This window comes from Hyalangium sp. (genome assembly GCF_045802625.1).
Taxonomy (GTDB): Bacteria; Myxococcota; Myxococcia; order Myxococcales; family Myxococcaceae; genus Hyalangium.
In genome coordinates, this window is the sequence record NZ_JBJMQP010000003.1 from 1 (window position 1) to 15,229 (window position 15,229).

Genomic DNA, 15,229 nt, shown 5'->3' on the forward strand with positions numbered 1-15,229 from the left:
CTCCACCAGGTAGGGCTTGTACGGGTCCAGGATGCTGCCGGGCGCCACCTCACCGGAGCCGGGGCCGCTCTCCAACGCGTGCCGGACGGTGGAGTGGTGCACGCCAAACCTGCGCGCCACCGTTTCAATCCGCCAGTGCAGGCGCAACACGAGCCGTCGCATCTCCGCTCGGATTTCCGGCGAAATCATCGCTGTCCCGTCGCGGCATGGGTGAGCAACCGGCGGGCGGACGAGAAGTCCCCCAGGGTGAAGAAGCGCTCCTTTCTCAGCCGCCCCTGCACCGGGGCGCTCCACTCGACGGTGATGGATGGACTCTGCGCGGCCTCACCCATCATCCGCGCCCATCGCTCCGGTGAGCGGCGCACTTCCTCGGCGTCCGCATCGAGCACAGCGAACAGGGGACGCCCATGCCAGTCGGCCAGCGACTCGAGCAACTTCGCCAGGGCGCCCGGATGCATCGGCTCGGACGCCAAGCGTGCCTTGAGCAGTGTGCCCGTACCCGACTGGGAGAGCAGGATTTGGGTGTAGCCCACTTGGGGCTGCAGCGTCAGCCACAGCGGCGGGGGTGACATGGAACAAAACCTCGACGCGGCGGCGAACCCAGGCCGGGAAATCCGGCGGGCTGTCCGCGACGGGCAGGACAGGTATCCCCGGCGAAGGCGGCGCTGAACCTTGATGTGTGACTTTCTGCTCGCGGCGCCGGGTCCTCAGCGCGGCCTGTCGATCCGCTGCGTCACGCTTCGCCTCGGCACTACGCCGGTACTTGGCCCCGGCCTCCCGGAGTTGCAACGCCCGCGCCGCTTCGCGGCAGGCGTCAGAGCAGTAGCGATGCCCGTGATCGCACCGGCGACAGAGCCAGAAGCCCTGGCCACAGCGACCGCAGTGTCGGAACCGAAGCGCTTCCACCGGATGCGCAGGTGGAGCAATACGTGACCAGCGGTCCTTCTCGGCCCATCATGGCACCGAGACAAGGCGTCCACCTGCCTGGGCAGTCCTGTTGCAGCAGGGCTGCCCGTCTCCCTTGCCTGCACCCGGGGACCCTGCCGCGATCTTCATGCCGCGCCAGTTTTCGTCCGACCCCGATTCTCACACCGCCAGGGTGGTAAACCCGCGCTTCCTCGCGCTCCCCGCGATCGGGATCCCGCGCATTCTGAGGATCGTTTCCACCCCTCGGATTTGAACGACGCGCAGTGGGCGCTGGTGGAGCCGTTCGTTCGTGGCAATCCCGTGGGCCCCCAGCCCGTGCTGCACTCGCGGCGCGAGGTGCTCAATGCCATCCTCTACGTGTCGCGCACCGGGGTGCAGTGGCGCTACCTGCCGCACGACTTTCCCGACTGGCAGAGCGTCTACTCCTACTTCCGGCAGTGGAAGAAGGACGGCACGCTCAAACTCCTGCACGACACGCTGCGCGGCAAGGTTCGAACGAAGGCTGGGCGACAGCCCCAGCCCACCGCAGGCATCCTCGATAGCCAGAGCGTGAAGTCGGACGTGCAGGCAGAGACTCGAGGCTACGACGCCAACAAGAAGGTGAAGGGGCGCAAGCGTCACCTGCTGGTGGACACGTTGGGCCTGGTGCTCGTGGCTTGGCTCAGCTCGGCCGATGTGCAGGACCGGGACGCGAGCGCCGCCGTGCTGCCACTGGCCGCAGAGCAGTTCCCCACGCTCCAGAAGGTGTGGGCGGATGCTGGCTACGAGGGGCCGCGCGTCCAGCGTATTGCTCAGCACGCCGGAGTCGAGGTGGAGATCGTGAAACGCTCGGACACCACGCCCGGGTTCGTAGTCCAGGCCAAGCGCTGGATTGTGGAGCGGACATTCGGGTGGCTGAGCCGAGAACGCAGACTGGCCAGGGACTACGAACGAAAGGAGGAGTCCTCAGAAGCGTTCGTCTACCTGGGGATGGTCCGACTGATGCTGGGCCGCCTTGCCTGACTGCCTCGGCTCAACACCCTCTTAGAGCGTATTTCAAAATTAAAACCCCTGGGGATTGCTCCCTCGGGGAAGCCGCTCGTCGGCTTAATTCTGAAAGACGCTCTTATTCCTATTGTAGGCGGCAGGTTTCTCAACCCGCCGCCGTCACGCGCGAGGCGTTACTTCACCCGGCCTTCCTTCCAGGCTTGCAAGAGCTGCTCGTAGGGCACCGTCTCGCCCTTCGGCTTCTCGTTGGCCAGCTTCTGGTGCGGCGCCTTGTCCGCTGACAGCCACCCCTTCGCATCCTTCTCCGGGTTCAGCTTCGGCGCGCAGTTCTTCATCCCCGCGCGCTCCAGCCGCGCCATCACGTCGTCCATCTCCTTGGCCAGCTTGTCCATGGCTCCCTGCGGCGTCTGCTCGCCCGTCACCGCCAGGCTCACGTTCTGCCACCACAGCTGCGCCAGCTTCGGGTAGTCCGGCACGTTCGTTCCCGTCGGCGTCCACGCCACGCGCGCCGGGCTCCGGTAGAACTCCACCAGCCCGCCCAGCTTGTCCGCCACCTTCGTCACGTGCTCGGACTTGATGTCCGACTCACGAATCGGCGTCAGCCCCACCAGGAACTTCTTCATCGACACCGTCTTCGACACCGTGAACTGCGCGTACAGCCACGCCATCTTCCGGCGCTCCAGCGGCGTGCTGTTCAGCATCGTCCACGAGCCGCAGTCCTGGTAGCCCAGCTTCGTGCCCTCCTGCCAGTACGGCCCGTGCGGCGAGGGCGCCATGCGCCACTTCGGCGTCCCGTCCGCGTTCACCACCGGCAGCCCCGGCTTCGTCAGCGGCGCCGTGAAGGCCGTGTACCAGAAGATCTGCTGCGCCACGTTGCCCTGCCCCGGCACCGGCCCCGCCTCCGAGAACGTCATCCCCGAGGCCTCCGGCGGCGCGTACTTCTTCAGCCAGTCGATATACTTCGTCAGCGCGTACACCGCCGCCGGCCCGTTCGCCTCTCCGCCTCGAGACACCGACGAGCCCGCCGGGTGGCAGTCCTCCACCCGGATGCCCCACTCGTCCACCGGCTTGCCGTTGGGCAGCCCCTTGTCTCCCACGCCCGCCATCGACAGCCACGCGTCCGTGAAGCGCCACCCCAGCGACGGATCCTTCTTCCCGTAGTCCATGTGCCCGTACACCCGGACTCCGTCGATCTCCTTCACGTCGTTGGTGAAGAAGTTCGCGATGTCCTCGTACGCGCTCCAGTTCACCGGCACGCCCAGCTCGTAGCCGTACTTCTTCTTGAACTTCTCCTTCAGGTCCGGCCGGCTGAACCAGTCGTAGCGGAACCAGTACAGGTTCGCGAATTGCTGATCCGGCAGCTGGTACATCTTCCCGTCCGGCGCCGTCACGAAGCTCTTGCCGATGAAGTCATCCACGTCCAGCGTGGGCAATGTCACTTCCTTGCCCTCGCCCGCCATGAAGTCCGACAGCGGCACCGTGAAGCCATACCGGAAGTGCGTGCCAATCAAGTCGCTGTCATTCACATACATATCGTAGATGCTCTTGCCCGACTGCATCTGCGTCTGCAGCTTCTCGATGACATCTCCTTCCTGGATGATGTCGTGCTTCACCTTGACGCCCGTAATCTCCTCGAACGCCTTGGCCAGCGTCTTGGACTCATAGACGTGGGTGTCGATCGTCTCGGAGACCACGTTGATGGTCTGCCCACGGTAGGGCTTGGCGGCGTCGCGGAACCACTTCAGCTCCGCGAGCTGCTGCTCGCGCGTGAGCGTGGAGGGCTGGAACTCTTGATCCACCCACTTCTCCGCGGCCTTCTCCAGCGCGGTGGTGTCCTCGGGCGCGGCGGCCTGCGGCTGCTGCGCGGTCTCTTGCTTCGGTGGCTCCTGCTTCTCCTCTTTCTTACAGCCTGTGAAGGACACAGCCACGGCCACGGCCAGGGCGCTTCTCCATACGTTCTTCAAGACTACCCCCATCTTCCGATGACGAGCATGAACAGCAACGACACTCCTACGGCAATCCACTGCGAACCTTCCGTCAGCCCGAGCCACGCGAGGTTGATCCACGCGCTGCCCATCAGCCCCACGAAGAGCCGGTCCCCTCGGGTGGTGGGCATGGGCAGGAGCCCTCGCCGAGGCACCGACGGCGACACGAGGCCCCACACGGTATAGGCGGCGATCAGCGCCACGATGACCGCGAAGAACAGGCCCGTCTGCGGCGTCCACGCCATCCACTGGAGGTCCATGGCGGCTCAGACCCTCCCCAGGGCGAAGCCCTTGGCGATGTAGTTGCGGACGAAATAGATGACGATGGCGCCCGGAATCAGGGTGATGACTCCCGCCGCGGCCAGCACGCCCCAATCCATGCCCGCCGCGCTCACCGTGCGCGTCATCGTCGCGGCGATGGGCTTGGCGTCCACCGAGGTGAGCGTGCGCGCCAGCAGCAGCTCCACCCACGAGAACATGAAGCAGAAGAACGCGGTGACTCCCACGCCCGAGCGCACCAGCGGCAGGAAGATGCGCAGGAAGAAGCGCGGGAAGCTGTAGCCGTCGATGTAGGCCGTCTCGTCTATTTCTCGCGGCACTCCGGACATGAAGCCCTCGAGGATCCACACCGCCAGCGGCACGGTGAAGAGCATGTGCGCCAGCGCCACCGCCCACGGCGTGTCGAACAGGCCGATGCTCTGGTAGAGCTGGAAGAAGGGCAGCAGGAACACCGCCGGTGGCGCCATGCGGTTGCTGAGCAGCCAGAAGAACAGGTGCGAGTCTCCCAGGAACCGGTAGCGCGAGAACGCATACGCCGCAGGCAGCGCCAGCAGCACCGACAGCACCGTGTTGATGCCCACGTAGGTGAGCGAGTGGAGGTAGCCCCCGTTCCAGTCCGGATCCGTGAAGATGATGACGTAGTTGGCCAGCGTGGGGTGGCGCGGGAAGAGCGTGAAGCCGCCGAGGATCTCCTCGTTCGTCTTCAGCGACATGCCCACCAGCCAGTAGATGGGCACCAGGCTCAGCAGCAGGTAGGCCGGGATGGCCAGGCGTGAGGCTCTCATCGGGCCTCGCTCCGCCCCGCCTGCGTCATCGCGGTGTAGAAGACGTAGCTGAACAGCAGCACGACCAGGAAGTAGATCAGCGAGAACGCCGCCGCGGGCCCCAGGTCGAACTGCCCCACCGCCAGCCGCGTGAGGTACTGGCTCAGGAACGTGGTGGAGTTACCCGGCCCGCCTCCCGTGAGCACGAAGGGCTCCGTGTAGATCATGAAGCTGTCCATGAAGCGCAGCAGCACCGCGATGGTCAGCACGCCTCGCAGCCGAGGCAGCTGGATATAGCGGAACGTCGCCCACGCCGAGGCGCCGTCGATTCGAGCCGCCTGGTAGAAGGGCTCGGGGATGGCTCGCAGGCCCGCGTAACAGAGCAGCGCCACCAGCGGCGTCCAATGCCACACGTCCATGGCCAGCACGGTGAGCCACGCGTCCAGCGCGTCCGCCGTGTAGTTGTAGTTCACCCCCAGCCCGTTGATGGCCACGCCCAGCAGGCCGATGTCGCCTCGGGCGAAGATCTGCCAGATGGTGCCCACCACGTTCCAGGGGATGAGCAGCGGCAGCGCCAGCAATACCAGGCTCACCGAGGCCGCTCGCCCCTTCATGGGCAGCACCAGCGCCAGGGCGATGCCCAGGGGAATTTCGATCGCCAGCACCGCCAGCGAATAGCCGAGCTGCCTGCGCAGCGCGCCGTGCAGCTCCGGATCTCTCAGCACCTTGCGGAACCACTCCGTGCCCACGAAGACGTGCTGGTCCGGGCCCAGGATGTCCTGCACCGAGTAGTTCACCACCGTCATCAACGGGATGACCGCGCTGAAGGCCACCACCAGCAGCACGGGTACCACCAGCAGCCAGGCGCGGTTATTCGTGGGCTTGTCCAAGTGCTCGCCTTTCCTCGCTCAGGAGACCGCGCGGCCGCCCACGTAGAGCGTCGTCCATTGCGCCGGGAACTCCAGCCAGCAGCTCTCGCCCGCCGCCACCCGCTCCTCCTCCGGCAGCCTCACCTTCACCACCTGCTGCCCCAGCTTCGCCGTGGCGATCCGGTAGCGCCCCAGCTCCTCCACCTGCGCTACCTCCACGCGCACCGAGGACGGCACCCCTTCCCTCACCCGGCGCAGGAACTCCGGGCGAATGCCCAGCCGCAGCTCGCCTCCGTCCGCCTTCGCCCTCGCGCACACCTGGGGCGGCAGCGGAATGCGCTGGCCCTCCACCACCGCGGCGGCGTCCTCCACCGCGCACGGCAGCAGGTTCATCCCCGGGCTGCCGATGAAGTAGCCCACGAAGGTGTCCGCCGGGCGCTCGAACAGCTCCTGCGGCGTGCCCGCCTGCACCACCCGGCCCTGGTTCATCACCACCACCTGATCCGCCAGCGTGAGTGCTTCGACCTGATCGTGCGTCACGTAGACCAGCGTCACCTTCAGGCTCTCGTGCACCTGCTTCAGCTTGCGGCGCAGCAGCCACTTCACGTGCGGATCGATCACCGTGAGCGGCTCGTCCAGGAGGATGGCCGCCACGTCCTTGCGCACCAGCCCGCGCCCCAAGGAGATTCGCTGCCGCATGTCCGCCGACAGCCCGCTCGCGGAGCGCTTGAGGTCTCCCGTGAGCTCCAGCAGCCCGGCCACTTCCTCGACTCGGGCTTGCGTCTCCGCTCGGCCGATGCCCCGGTTGCGCAGCGGGAAGGCCAGGTTCTCGGCCACCGTCATCGTGTCGTAGATGACCGGGAACTGGAACACCTGGGCGATGTTGCGCGCCTGGGGCGGGGCCGCCGTCACATCCACTCCGTTGATGAGCACTTGCCCCCGCGAGGGCTTCAGCAGACCGGAGATGATGTTGAGCAGCGTCGTCTTCCCGCAGCCCGACGGCCCCAGCAGCGCATAGGCCCCCCCGTCCTGCCAGGTGAGCTCCAGGGGCCGCAGCGCCCAGTCCTTGTCGGACGCTGGCGCCGGCCCGTAGGCGTGCGCCACGCCGCGCAGCTCAATGCGAGCCATGCGCCACCTCCTGGACCGTGGGCGAAGGCGCCGCCACGAGCCGCCCCTCCGGGCTGAATGCGAACAGCCGCCCCGGCGAGGCGAACAGGTCCAACTGCGCCCCGAAGGGGTGCCGGTGGATGCCCTCCATCTGCGCGGTGAGCGAGAGCCGGCCGTGCGTTGCGTGAATGATCGTCTCCGAGCCGCTGATCTCCTCCACCTCCACTCGTGCGGGTAGGCGCACGTCCGTGTCCGACGCGGGCGCGAGGCGCAGGTGGTGGGCGCGAAGGCCCAGACGGTAGCGGCCGGGCGCCAGCGTGCGCAGGTGCCCGCTCAGCGGCAGGGCCACCTCCGGCGAGAGCCGCGCCTCGGCGCCGGACACCTCCACCTCCCACAGGTTCATCTGCGGATCGCTAAAGACCTGGCCCACCCGCTCGGTGGCCGGCGCGTGGTAGACCTCCAGCGTGGGGCCCACCTGCAACAGCCGCCCCTCGTCCAGCACCGCCGTGCGCCCGCCCAGCAGCAGCGCCTCGGTGGGCTCGGTGGTGGCGTAGACGATGACCGCGGGCCGATCCTTGAAGATCTGCCGCATCTCCGTGCGCAGCTCCTCGCGCAGCTTGTAGTCCAGGTTGGCCAGCGGCTCGTCCAGCAGCAGCAGCGAGGCGTCCTTCACCAGCGCCCGCGCCATCGCCGTGCGCTGCTGCTGCCCGCCGCTCAGCTCCGCTGGCAGCCGCTGCAGGAAGGGCTCCAGCCGGAGCACCGCGGCCGTGTCTCGCACCCGCCTGTCGATCTCCTGGGGGCTCAGCTTTCCGGCCAGCCGCAGCGGCGAGGCGATGTTCTCGTAGACGGTGAGCGAGGGGTAGTTGACGAACTGCTGGTACACCATGGCCACGTCGCGCCGGCGCACATCCCAGCGCGTCACGTCCACCCCGTCGAAACGGATGGCGCCCGAGCTCGGCCGGTCCAACCCCGCCATCAGCCGCAGCAGCGAGGTCTTCCCCGCCCGGGTGCGGCCCAGCAGGATGTTGAACGAGCCCGGCTCGAGCCGCAGGTGGATGTCCGCGAGGTACATCTCCCCGCCCACCGTGCGGCCAACCTTGTCGAGCTCGATCCCTTGCTTCAACCCACTCCCCTCGGTGCGTGGCGGCTGAGGGCGGCGAATCTAGGGGGAGCCTCCGGTGGGAGCCAGTTTTGAGCACGACGCCCCAGGTCACGCCGCGCTGCGCCGTGCCGGGCGGGGGCATACCGGCGGGCCAGTCTCCTCCCAGCCCATCCTCTACCGGACGGCAGCCCCACTCCAGGACAGGCAGGCGAACACACTCCCCGGTGGCAAGCGTGCGAAGTGAAGGGGAGCGCGTAGAGTGCGCCCCACGGCCACCTATGTCCTCATCCTCCCCTTCCCTCCTGTCCGTTCTCCGAAGTCCCCGTGTGTGGCTGATGCTGGCGCTGGGCTTCTCGTCCGGACTCCCGCTCTACCTGACGAGCAGCACCCTGGCGGCGTGGATGACGAATGAGGGCGTGTCGCTGAAGACCATTGGCGTCTTCTCGCTGGTGGGCATGTCCTATACCTTCAAGTTCGCCTGGTCGCCGTTCATGGACCGCTACTTCCCGCCCTTCCTGGGCCGGCGGCGCGGATGGCTCGTGGTGACGCAGGTGCTGCTGGCCATGGCCCTGATCGCCATGGGCCAGGTGGACCCGAAGACGGCCCCCGTGCTCATGGCGGCCATGGCCGCCCTGGTGGCCTTCCTCTCCGCCAGCCAGGACATCGTCGCGGACGCCTACCGCACGGACCTGCTCACCGAGCAGGAGCGCGCCTTTGGTGTCACCGTCTTCACGCTGGGCTACCGCGTGGGCATGGTGATTGCCCTGGCGGTGGCGCTCATCCTGTCGGACGTCATCGGCTGGAAGTACACCTACGCCGCGATGGGCGCGTTCATGGTGGTGGGCATGGTGGCCGCGGTGCTCGGGCCCGAGCCGATGGCGGATCACCCCCCGCACACGCTCGCGGACGCGGTGGTCAAACCCTTCATGGAGTTCTACCGGCGTGGCTGGCCGGCGATGCTGGCGCTCGTCTTCCTCGTCACCTTCCGCGTCGGCCACGCGATGGCCTTCCGGATGATCACCCCCTTCGTCCTGAAGATGGGCTTCACCAACACCGAGTACGGCCTCATCACCAAGCTGCCCGGCATGATCGGCGCGATCAGCGGCTCGCTGGTGGGGGGCCTGCTGGTGACGAAGCTGGGGCTGCGCCGGTGCCTGTACCTGTTCGGCGCGGGCCAGGCCCTGATCACCCTGCTCTATGTGATGCTGGAGGCTCGAGGCAAGGATCCCCTCTTCCTCACCTTCACCGTGGGCGCGGACAACTTCATCGGCGGCATGGCCGGCGCGGCCATCACCGTCTTCATCACCGGGCTGTGCAACAAGAACTTCTCCGCGACCCAGTACGCCCTGCTCTCCAGCCTCGAGGCCGTGCCCATGCAGCTGCTGGGCGCCCTCTCGGGCTACATGGCCGTGGCCCTGGGCTGGACGCAGTTCTTCTTCATCACCAGCGCCTTCATGATTCCCGCGCTGGCGCTGCTGGCGGTGCTGCCCGGGCACATCGGCGAGACGCCCCGGGGCGCTGGCCCCACCGAGCCGCTCGCCCTGCCCACGGCGACGCCCGAGACCGCGGCCGCGGATGAGCTGGCCGCTGCGGCCAAGAAGGGCGCGGGCTGATTCGCTGTTGCCTCTCCCGGGCATGGCGGGAAGACTGCCGCTCCGCACGGCGTACCCTCTCGCTCCAGGAGCCTCCTCATGCCCTCTTCCACCAAGCCCGTCATCGGCATCATCGGCGGCAGCGGCCTGTACCAGATCGACGGCCTGACGGACGTCTCCTGGCGCAAGGTGTCCTCGCCCTTCGGTGAGCCCTCGGACGAGCTGTGCTTCGGCACGCTCGAGGGCCAGCAGGTGGTGTTCCTGCCCCGGCACGGCCGCGGCCACCGCATCTCCCCCTCCGAGCTGAACTTCCGCGCCAACATCGACGCGCTCAAGCGCAGCGGCGTCACGGACATCCTCTCGCTGTCCGCCGTGGGCAGCCTGCGCGAGGACCTGCCCCCCGGCACCTTCGTCGTGGTGGATCAGTTCATCGATCGGACCTTCGCCCGGCAGAAGAGCTTCTTCGGCACCGGGTGCGTGGCCCACGTCTCCATGGCCCACCCCGTCTGCCGGCGCATCGGCGATGCCGTCATGGCCGCCGGCGAGGGCATGGACATCACCGTGCGCCGCGGCGGCACGTACCTCGTCATGGAGGGGCCCCAGTTCTCCTCGCTCGCCGAGAGCGAGCTGTACCGGAGCTGGAAGTGCGACGTGATTGGCATGACGAACATGCCCGAGGCCAAGCTCGCACGAGAGGCCGAGATTTGTTACGCGACGGTGGCCATGGTCACCGACTTCGACTGCTGGCACCCGGGCCATGACGCCGTCACCGTCGAGCAGGTCATCTCGGTGCTCCTGGCCAACGCAGGCAAGGCCCGTGCGTTGATTAAACGGGTGGTGCCCCTGCTGGGCGGACACTCGGGGCCTTGCAAGCACGGCTGCCAGAGGTGCCTGGACACGGCCCTCATCACCGCCCCCGAGGCGAGAGACCCGGCAGTCATGCAGCGCCTGGAGGCCGTGGCCGGGCGGGTGCTGAAGCGCTGAACGTCCCGGGTACTTGCCTCCGCAGGCATGGGCCGAATAAAGCAGCGGGCCGTTAAGGAGACTCATGCCCACTGCATTCAGCCGAGTTCTAGGGAGCGGTTTCGTCGTTGGGGAGCACTGCGTCAAGAACGAGGCGCTGTCCAAGATCTGCGACACGACGGACGAGTGGATCCGCGAGCGCACCGGAATCGAGCAGCGCTACTACGTCGAGGAGGGCGTCAGCACGAGCGATCTCGGCCTCCGGGCGGCTCGCAAGGCGCTCGAGGATGCGAAGGTGGCTCCCGAGGAGATCGACTACATCGTCTTCGCGACGATGACGCCGGACTACTATTTCCCGGGCTGTGGCGGCCTGCTCCAGGCGAAGCTGGGGCTGAGCAACGTGCCGGCGCTGGACATCCGCCAGCAGTGCAGCGGCTTCATCTACGGCCTGCAGGTGTGTGACGCGTTGATTCGCTCGGGGGCGGCCAAGCGGCTGCTCTTCGTGGGCGCCGAGGTCCACACCGGCTTCATGCCCTGGTCGAAGCAGGCGTTCGACTTGATTACCGGCAAGGCCGAGGGCCAGCTGCCCCAGGAGGAGCACGAGTTCAACACGAAGTTCCGCGACCGGACGTCGCTGTTCGGCGACGCGGCGGGGGCCATGGTGCTGGGCGCCACGGACAACCCGGAGCGGGGCCTGCTGGGCTTCGTGCTGCACTCGGATGGGAGCAAGGCGGAGAGCCTGTATGTGCCGTCCGCGGGGTTTGCCTACCGCCCCTACGTGGGTGGGGATTCGCACATCCGCGAGGCGCGCTACGTGCCGGTGATGGATGGGCGCACGGTGTTCAAGATGGCCGTGTCGAAGATGCCCGAGGCCGTGCACGAGGTGTGTCAGAAGGTCGGCGTCACGGTGAATGACATCAACCTGCTGATCGCGCACCAAGCGAACCTGCGCATCAACGAGGCGGTGCAGAAGGCGCTCAAGCTGCCGGACGAGCGCGTCTACAACAACATCCAGCGCTACGGGAACACCACCGCGGCGACGATCCCCATCGCCTATGACGAGTGCCGCAAGAGCGGCAAGCTGAAGGCGGGAGACCTGGTGTGCTTCGTGGGGCTGGGCGCCGGGTTCCACTGGGGCGCCGCGCTGATGCGGGAGTAGGCGCCTCCATCATCACCTGGAGAAATCGATGAAGGTTCATGGCCAGCCGATGCGCACCATCTGGGTCGAGCCCGACGGGTGGTCCGTGGGCATCATCGATCAGACGCGCCTGCCGCACGCCTTCGCGACGCTGCGGCTCACCACCCTGGAGGAGGTGGCGCATGCCATCCGCTCCATGCAGCTTCGAGGGGCTCCGCTCATCGGCGCCGCCGCCGCCTACGGCGTCTGCCTGGCCCTGCGCGGGGATGCTTCGAACGGAGCGCTGGAGAAGGCCTGCACGGTGCTCGCCGCCACCCGGCCCACCGCCATCAACCTGCGCTGGGCGCTGGAAGAGATGCGCCGCACGCTCCAACCCCTCTCCGCTTCCGAGCGGGTCTCCGCGGCGTACCGGCGCGCCGCGGCCCTGTGCGACGAGGACGTCGCCATCAATCACGGCATCGGCACACACGGCCTGCCGCTCCTTCAGGCCGCCTGGGAGCGCAAGGGCAAGCAGGGCCGCATCAACGTCCTCACCCACTGCAACGCGGGCTGGCTCGCCACCGTGGACTGGGGCACCGCGCTCGCGCCCATCTATATGGCCCACGACGCGGGGCTCCCCGTCCATGTCTGGGTGGATGAGACCCGGCCTCGCAACCAGGGCGCCAGCCTCACCGCCTGGGAGCTGGGACAGCACGGCGTTCCCCACACCGTCATCGCCGACAACGTGGGCGGCCACCTCATGCAGCACGGCGAGGTGGACCTGTGCATCGTCGGCACCGACCGCACCACCGCTCGCGGCGATGTGGCGAACAAGATCGGCACCTACCTGAAGGCGCTCGCGGCCAAGGACAATGGCGTGCCCTTCTACGTGGCGCTGCCTTCACCCACCATCGACTGGACGCTCGACGATGGGGTGCGCGACATCCCCATCGAACAGCGCGATGGCGCCGAGCTGACGGACATCTCCGGACGCCTGCCCTCAGGGGAGATCGTCACCGTGCGCGTGACGCCCCCAGGAAGCCCCGCCGCCAACTACGGCTTCGATGTGACTCCCGCCCGCTTGGTGACGGCGCTGGTCACCGAGCGCGGCGTGTGCGCGGCCTCTCCCGAGGGCCTGCGCTCTCTCTTCCCCGAGCGCCTCCGAGGAACCGGGACGTGAGCCCGCTGCCGTACCTGTGGCAGCGCGAGGCCCTCATCGCCACCGCTCGGCGGTTGAATCCCTCTGGGCTCAACCAGGGTACCTCCGGCAACCTCAGTCACCGCGTGGACGAGGGCTTCCTCGTCACTCCCACGGGCATGGAGTACGACGTGCTGCGGCCGGAGGACGTCGTCCTCATGCGCTTCGACGGCAGCCACGAGGGAGCGCGGCTCCCATCCTCGGAGTGGCGCTTCCACCGCGATATCCTCGCCTCCCGGCCCGAGGTCCACGCGGTGCTCCATACCCACTCGCTGCACAGCACCGCGCTCTCGTGCCTCCGCCGAGGCATCCCCGCCTTCCACTACATGGTGGCCACGGCCGGGGGCAGCGACATCCGCTGCGCTCCCTACGCCACCTTTGGCACCGAGGAGCTGTCCCGTCACGCCGTGGCCGCGCTCGAAGGGCGCAAGGCGTGCCTGCTGGCCAATCACGGGTTGATCACCGTGGGGGTGGACCTGGCCGCGGCCTTCAAGCTGGCCGTCGAAGTGGAGACCCTCGCCGCCATGTACCTGCGAGCCCTCCAGGTGGGCGAGCCCGTGCTGCTCGATGAGACCGAGATGGCCGTGGTGCTGGAGAAGTTCCGGACCTACGGGCAGCAGTCGCGCTGATTACTCGCCCGCCAGGAGGTCCGAGAAGCGGGTGGCGCTCAAGGCTCGGGTGAACCACCGGTCCAGGGTGTCCAGGTCCGTGCACGACAGGATGCGCTCGCGCCCCGTCTCATCCACGGCGATGCCCCGCGCGGCGAGAATTCGCAACACGCCCTCGGCACGCTCCTGGGCACGTCCCCTGGCCAGGCCCTCGGCGAGCCCTTTCTCGATATACACGTCTGCGATGGTCCTCATGAGTTCCTCCGAGCGTTGCTCACGCACGACTGAATCTAACACGTGCCTCAAGGACTCCTCCCCTGCCGCTACCGCCACCCTGAGCAGGTAGTGGACAATGGCGCGCAGTTGCTCCTGTCCCTCAGGGGCGGCGAGCACTGCGGCCAGCAATGGTCTCCAGCCCTCTAGCAGCACTGCCAGCTTCCAGCCGGTGGGCCGCCGCCGCGCTACCAGGATGACGTGATTCTCGGGCAGACTCCGCGAGGCACACCATGGCTCCCCTCTGGAAGCTGGCGTTACGTACCCTCGCATTGACCGTTGCCGGCCTGGCCGTCGCAGGGGGCCTGCTCGCGTACTCATTGGCTCAGGATGCGCCCCCTCCCGTGAGCCCCGAGATCTTTCCCCTGCTGGGTCACTTCGACAGTGTCAGGTCTGTCGCCTGGAGCCCCGATGGCAGGACCCTTGCCTCGGGCAGTGACGACCACACCCTCAAGCTCTGGGATGCCTCCTCCGGCACCCTCCTGCGCACCCTCTCCGGCCACTCTTCCAGTGTCAGGGCTGTCGCCTGGAGCCCTGATGGCCGGACTCTCGCCTCGGGCAGTGACGACCACACCCTCAAGCTCTGGGATGCCTCCTCCGGCACCCTCCTGCGCACTCTCTCCGGTCACTCCTCCAAAGTCTTGTCTGTCGCCTGGAGCCCTGATGGCAAGGCCCTCGCCTCGGGCAGTGACGACAACACTCTCAAGCTCTGGGAAGCCTCCTCTGGCACCCTCCGGCGCACCTTCGCCGGTCACTACGACAGCGTCAGGGCTGTCGCCTGGAGCCCTGATGGCAAGGCTCTTGCCTCGGGCAGTGACGACAACACTCTCAAGCTCTGGGATGCTTCCTCTGGCGCCCTCCTGCGCACCCTCTCCGGTCACGCCGGAAGAGGGGTCTTGTCTGTCGCCTGGAGCCCCGATGGTAAGGCCCTCGCCTCGGGCAGTGCCGACACCACCCTCAAACTCTGGGATGCTTCCTCGGGCACCCTTCTGCGCACCCTCTCCGGCCACTCCTCCAGTGTCTGGTCCGTCGCCTGGAGCCCCGATGGCAGGACCCTCGCCTCGGGCAGTTCCGACAACACCCTCAAGCTCTGGGATGCTTCCTCCGGCACTCTCCGGCGCACCCTCCCGGGTCATTCCTCCTTTGTCTGGTCTGTCGCCTGGAGCCCTGATGGCAGGACCCTCGCCTCGGGCAGTGAGGACCACACCCTTAAGTTCTGGGACGGCTCCTCCGGCACCCTCCTGCGCACCCTTTCCGATCGCTCCTCCAGTGTTTGGTCCGTCGCCTGGAGCCCCGATGGCAGGACCCTCGCCTCGGGCAGTGACGACAACACCCTCAAGCTCTGGGATGCCTCCTCCGGCACCCTACTGCGCACCCTCTCCGCTCCCTCCTCCAGTGTCTGGTCAGTCGCCTGGAGCCCCGATGGCAGGACCCTCGCCTCGGGCAGTGACGACAACA

15 protein-coding genes are annotated in these 15,229 nt (G+C 67.6%); 7 read left to right on the forward strand and 8 right to left on the reverse strand.

Annotated features, from left to right (window positions below; all coding sequences use genetic code 11):
- Positions 1-185 precede the first annotated feature (185 nt).
- The gene (locus ACJ8AT_RS00335) at positions 186-572 is read right to left on the reverse strand and encodes a hypothetical protein (RefSeq protein ID WP_407735494.1); all 387 of its coding nucleotides are present in this window, start codon (positions 570-572) and stop codon (positions 186-188) included.
- Between the two features lie 604 nt (positions 573-1,176).
- Between ACJ8AT_RS00335 and ACJ8AT_RS00340 the strand changes: the two genes are divergently transcribed.
- The gene (locus ACJ8AT_RS00340) at positions 1,177-1,929 is read left to right on the forward strand and encodes an IS5 family transposase (RefSeq protein ID WP_407735495.1); all 753 of its coding nucleotides are present in this window, start codon (positions 1,177-1,179) and stop codon (positions 1,927-1,929) included.
- A 158-nt stretch (positions 1,930-2,087) separates the two neighbouring features.
- Here the strand turns inward: ACJ8AT_RS00340 and ACJ8AT_RS00345 are convergent, their stop codons facing one another.
- The 6 genes from ACJ8AT_RS00345 to ACJ8AT_RS00370 are packed head-to-tail and all read right to left on the reverse strand — an operon-like array spanning position 2,088 to position 8,041.
- Positions 2,088-3,878, reverse strand: coding sequence for an ABC transporter substrate-binding protein (locus ACJ8AT_RS00345; RefSeq protein WP_407735496.1), 1,791 nt, complete (start codon positions 3,876-3,878; stop codon positions 2,088-2,090).
- Between the two features lie 2 nt (positions 3,879-3,880).
- Positions 3,881-4,159 carry a DUF2160 domain-containing protein gene (locus tag ACJ8AT_RS00350; protein ID WP_407735497.1) on the reverse strand — a complete coding sequence of 93 codons (279 nt, stop codon included), beginning with the start codon at positions 4,157-4,159 and terminating at the stop codon, positions 3,881-3,883.
- A gap of 6 nt (positions 4,160-4,165) precedes the next feature.
- Positions 4,166-4,963 carry a carbohydrate ABC transporter permease gene (locus tag ACJ8AT_RS00355; protein ID WP_407735498.1) on the reverse strand — a complete coding sequence of 266 codons (798 nt, stop codon included), beginning with the start codon at positions 4,961-4,963 and terminating at the stop codon, positions 4,166-4,168.
- The gene (locus ACJ8AT_RS00360) at positions 4,960-5,832 is read right to left on the reverse strand and encodes a carbohydrate ABC transporter permease (RefSeq protein WP_407735499.1); all 873 of its coding nucleotides are present in this window, start codon (positions 5,830-5,832) and stop codon (positions 4,960-4,962) included. The genes ACJ8AT_RS00355 and ACJ8AT_RS00360 overlap by 4 nt, the downstream gene beginning before the upstream one ends.
- A gap of 18 nt (positions 5,833-5,850) precedes the next feature.
- Positions 5,851-6,939 (reverse strand): ABC transporter ATP-binding protein, encoded by a 1,089-nt coding sequence (locus tag ACJ8AT_RS00365; protein WP_407735500.1) that lies wholly within the window; start codon positions 6,937-6,939, stop codon positions 5,851-5,853.
- Positions 6,926-8,041, reverse strand: a complete 1,116-nt coding sequence (locus ACJ8AT_RS00370; protein WP_407735501.1) for an ABC transporter ATP-binding protein — start codon at positions 8,039-8,041, stop codon at positions 6,926-6,928. The genes ACJ8AT_RS00365 and ACJ8AT_RS00370 overlap by 14 nt, the downstream gene beginning before the upstream one ends.
- A gap of 257 nt (positions 8,042-8,298) precedes the next feature.
- Between ACJ8AT_RS00370 and ACJ8AT_RS00375 the strand changes: the two genes are divergently transcribed.
- The 5 genes from ACJ8AT_RS00375 (at position 8,299) to ACJ8AT_RS00395 (ending at position 13,519) form a co-directional block, all read left to right on the forward strand.
- Positions 8,299-9,633 carry an AmpG family muropeptide MFS transporter gene (locus tag ACJ8AT_RS00375; RefSeq protein WP_407735502.1) on the forward strand — a complete coding sequence of 445 codons (1,335 nt, stop codon included), beginning with the start codon at positions 8,299-8,301 and terminating at the stop codon, positions 9,631-9,633.
- Positions 9,634-9,711: 78 nt separating this feature from the next.
- On the forward strand, positions 9,712-10,596 hold the full coding sequence (locus ACJ8AT_RS00380) for an S-methyl-5'-thioadenosine phosphorylase (RefSeq protein ID WP_407735503.1): 885 nt from the start codon (positions 9,712-9,714) through the stop codon (positions 10,594-10,596).
- A 64-nt stretch (positions 10,597-10,660) separates the two neighbouring features.
- Entirely contained in the window at positions 10,661-11,734 is a 1,074-nt protein-coding gene (locus ACJ8AT_RS00385; protein ID WP_407735504.1) for a 3-oxoacyl-ACP synthase III family protein, read from the forward strand.
- Positions 11,735-11,762: 28 nt separating this feature from the next.
- The gene (gene mtnA, locus ACJ8AT_RS00390; RefSeq protein WP_407735505.1) at positions 11,763-12,872 is read left to right on the forward strand and encodes an S-methyl-5-thioribose-1-phosphate isomerase; all 1,110 of its coding nucleotides are present in this window, start codon (positions 11,763-11,765) and stop codon (positions 12,870-12,872) included.
- Positions 12,869-13,519, forward strand: coding sequence for a class II aldolase/adducin family protein (locus ACJ8AT_RS00395; protein ID WP_407735506.1), 651 nt, complete (start codon positions 12,869-12,871; stop codon positions 13,517-13,519). The genes mtnA and ACJ8AT_RS00395 overlap by 4 nt, the downstream gene beginning before the upstream one ends.
- Here the strand turns inward: ACJ8AT_RS00395 and ACJ8AT_RS00400 are convergent, their stop codons facing one another.
- Positions 13,520-13,753, reverse strand: coding sequence for a hypothetical protein (locus ACJ8AT_RS00400; protein WP_407735507.1), 234 nt, complete (start codon positions 13,751-13,753; stop codon positions 13,520-13,522). It abuts the gene before it with no gap.
- A 251-nt stretch (positions 13,754-14,004) separates the two neighbouring features.
- Here ACJ8AT_RS00400 and ACJ8AT_RS00405 point away from each other — a divergent pair.
- Positions 14,005-15,229 (forward strand): WD40 repeat domain-containing protein (locus ACJ8AT_RS00405; protein WP_407735508.1); only part of this gene is annotated, 1,225 nt, incomplete at its 3' end.